Genomic DNA, 3,337 nt, shown 5'->3' on the forward strand with positions numbered 1-3,337 from the left:
CCCAATCATCTTCAGATGATTTTTGCTGGTAGGGGCGCAAGGCTTGCGCCCTCGGGGAATTGATTCCCAAGCGGTGCAGATGTTCTACCCGTTTCCCCACTTCCCCCACTTCCCCCGCTCCCTCCGCTCCCTCCGCTTCCTCCGCTCCCTCCGCTCCCTCGGCTTTCCCCGCTTCCTCCGCCACCTCCGCTCCCCCCGCTCCCCCCGCTCCCGACTCCCGACTCCCGACTCCCGACTCCCCAAATTACGGCTCTCCTCACTGCATGATTTGCGAGAGAGCGATACAGTAGGGATAGGAAAATACACAAAAGTTTACACATCTTGGGGGTGTGATGTTACTCCTGTACGGAACCAAACAGGCCTCCAGGGTTAGCTAAGTACAATAGCTGGACGGGAAAAAGACGAATGTTTGAATACTTCTCAGATAAAGCCATCAAAGCCGTGATGCTGTCTCAGGAAGAGGCGCGACGTTTGGGACATAACTTTGTCGGGACGGAGCAACTGTTGCTCGGGATTCTCGGAGAAGGCACCAGCGTGGCGGCGAAAGTGCTTTCCGATAAAAACCTGAATTTGGACAATACCCGCCGCGAGGTCGAATCCATCATCGGCCGGGGTTCGGGCTTCATGCCGCCGGAAATCCCCTTCACGCCCCGGGCCAAGCGGGTGTTCGAGGGGGCCATGAAAGAGGCGCGGCAACTGGGCAACAACTACATTGCCCCGGAACACATTTTATTGGCATTGTTGCAGGACGACGAAGGCGTCGCGGCCAAAGTGCTGGAAAACTTCGGGATCGATCGCGCCCAACTGCGGACGGAACTGATCCGCAACCTGGGCGAAGAAGTAGCCGCGGCACCGGCCGGGGGAACCTCAAGAAGCCGCAACCGCAAGACGGTGACGCTGGACGAATTTTCCACCAACCTCACCCAACTGGCTGCACAAGGCAAACTCGATCCCATCGTCGGACGCAACCGCGAGATTGAGCGGGTGATCCAAATTCTCGGACGCCGCACCAAGAATAACCCCGTACTCATCGGCGAACCCGGTGTGGGTAAAACGGCGATCGCGGAAGGGTTGGCCCAGCGCATCGTCAACGGCAACGTCCCCGAACTGCTCGAAGACCGCCAGGTGGTCAGCTTGGAAATGGGGACCCTGGTGGCTGGAACCCGCTTCCGGGGCGAGTTCGAGGAACGCCTCAAGAAGATCGTCGATGAAATCAAATCGGCCGGCAATATTATTTTAGTCATCGACGAGATCCATACCCTGGTGGGTGCCGGAGCGATCGAGGGGACGATGGACGCCGCCAATATGCTCAAACCGGCCCTGGCCCGGGGCGAATTGCAGTGCGTCGGCGCCACCACCCTGGACGAATACCGCAAATATATTGAACGGGACGCCGCCCTGGAGCGCCGGTTCCAACCCGTGATGGTGGGCGAACCGACAGTCGAAGAAACCATCGAGATCCTGTTCGGACTGCGGTCCGCCTACGAACAGCACCACCGCCTCACCATCTCCGACGAGGCCCTGCACTCCGCCGCCACCCTCTCCCACCGCTACATCAGCGATCGCTTCCTCCCGGACAAGGCGATCGACCTAATCGACGAAGCCGGTTCTCGGGTGCGGGTGATGAACTCCAAACTGCCGCCGGAAGTGAAAGACCTGAAGCGGGAACTCTCCGAAGTGGTCAAGGAAAAAGATTCCGCCGTCCAGGGTCAAGATTTCGAGAAAGCCGGGGAACTGCGCGATCGCGAATTGGAAATCCGCGACCAAATCGAATCCGCCTCCGAAGTGGAAACCTCAATCAAAGCTGACCTGATGGTGACGGAAGAGGACATCGCCAACGTGCTTTCAGCCTGGACGGGAATCCCGGTCACGAAGATGACCGAATCCGAGTCCTACAAGCTGCTGCACATGGAAGACACCCTGCACCAGCGCCTCATCGGCCAGGATGAAGCCGTCAGCGCCGTCTCCCGCGCCATCCGCCGCGCCCGGGTGGGACTCAAGAACCCCAACCGCCCGATCGCCAGTTTCGTGTTCTCCGGCCCCACAGGTGTGGGAAAAACCGAACTCACTAAAGCCCTGGCCGCCTACTTCTTCGGCTCGGAAGAGGCCATGATCCGCCTGGATATGTCAGAATTCATGGAGCGCCACACGGTGTCCAAGCTGATCGGTTCTCCCCCCGGATTCGTCGGCTACGACGAAGGGGGACAACTCACCGAAGCCGTGCGCCGTCGCCCCTACACGGTGATCCTGTTCGACGAAATCGAAAAGGCGCACCCGGACGTTTTCAATATGCTGTTGCAGATTTTGGAAGACGGACGCCTCACCGACGCCAAGGGCCGCACGGTCAGCTTCAAGAACACCTTGATTATCATGACTTCCAATATCGGATCGAAGGTGATCGAAAAGGGCGGCGGCGGCATCGGATTCGAGTTCGCCGACCCCGAGGAAGACGTGCAGTACACCCGGATTCGCAACCTCGTCAACGAGGAGTTGAAGCAGTATTTCCGCCCGGAATTCCTCAACCGCCTCGACGAGATCATCGTCTTCCGCAAGCTGACGAAGGACGAGGTGAAGCAGATCGCCGACATCCTCCTGCGGGAAGTGTTCGGCCGTCTGGCGGAGAAGGAGATCACCCTGCAAGTGAGCGATCGCTTCAAGGATCACATCGTCGAAGTCGGCTATGATCCCAACTACGGTGCACGTCCCCTGCGTCGGGCGATCATGAACCTGATGGAGGACGTGCTCGCCGAAGCCATGCTCTCCGGCGAACTGAGCTCCGGCGACGTCGCCCTGATGGACATGGACGACGATGGCAACGTTAAAATCCTCACCGGCGAGGAATATCTCAGCGCCCGTCCCGAATACGCCATGACCAACGGCTAGAATCAGGGTGTGGGGTGTAGGGTGTGGGGTGTAGGGTAAACCCGATTCCCGATTCCCGATTCCCTACTCCCTATTCCCTCTCTTCAGGGCCTGGTGATTTCGATTTGAATTTGTCCGCCGCACTCGGGGATGGGGGGGCGAGTCGGGGCGATCGCAGCCGTACCCGTCCGGCGCGCGATCGCGCCTGAAACCCTCACGGTGAAAGCGTTTTACCCCAATTGTCCGCCGCCTATTCCCTGTTGCCTCCCATCTGTGCTATACTGACATTCGTGCGAGGGCATGTAGCTCAGTGGATAGAGCATCAGATTCCGGTTCTGAGGGTCGGGGGTTCAAATCCCTCCATGCTCGTACATCAAAAAAACCTGATCCTGCAACGGTTTACGAGAAAAGGACGAGAGCTTGAAAGCCGTGTCTTTTTAAAGCACGGATGAAAAGCGAACGGCGACTTCAGTCG

At 58.6% G+C, this 3,337-nt stretch carries 2 protein-coding genes and 1 tRNA gene; 2 read left to right on the plus strand and 1 reads right to left on the minus strand.

Features of this window, described 5'->3' with window-relative positions; all coding sequences use genetic code 11:
- The coding region (locus LKE08_RS00450) for a hypothetical protein (RefSeq protein WP_324702224.1) at window positions 1-184 on the minus strand (184 nt) is incomplete at its 3' end.
- A 221-nt stretch (window positions 185-405) separates the two neighbouring features.
- On the opposite strand from LKE08_RS00450, the gene LKE08_RS00455 reads away from it, so the two are divergent.
- A complete protein-coding gene (locus LKE08_RS00455; RefSeq protein WP_324702225.1) occupies window positions 406-2,883 on the plus strand; it encodes an ATP-dependent Clp protease ATP-binding subunit in 2,478 nt (825 codons plus the stop codon).
- 275 nt (window positions 2,884-3,158) lie between these two features.
- Window positions 3,159-3,231, plus strand: a tRNA-Arg gene (locus LKE08_RS00460).
- The last annotated feature ends 106 nt before the right edge of the window (window positions 3,232-3,337 follow it).

It is taken from the genome of Lyngbya sp. CCY1209 (assembly GCF_035615495.1).
GTDB lineage: Bacteria > Cyanobacteriota > Cyanobacteriia > Cyanobacteriales > Microcoleaceae > Limnospira.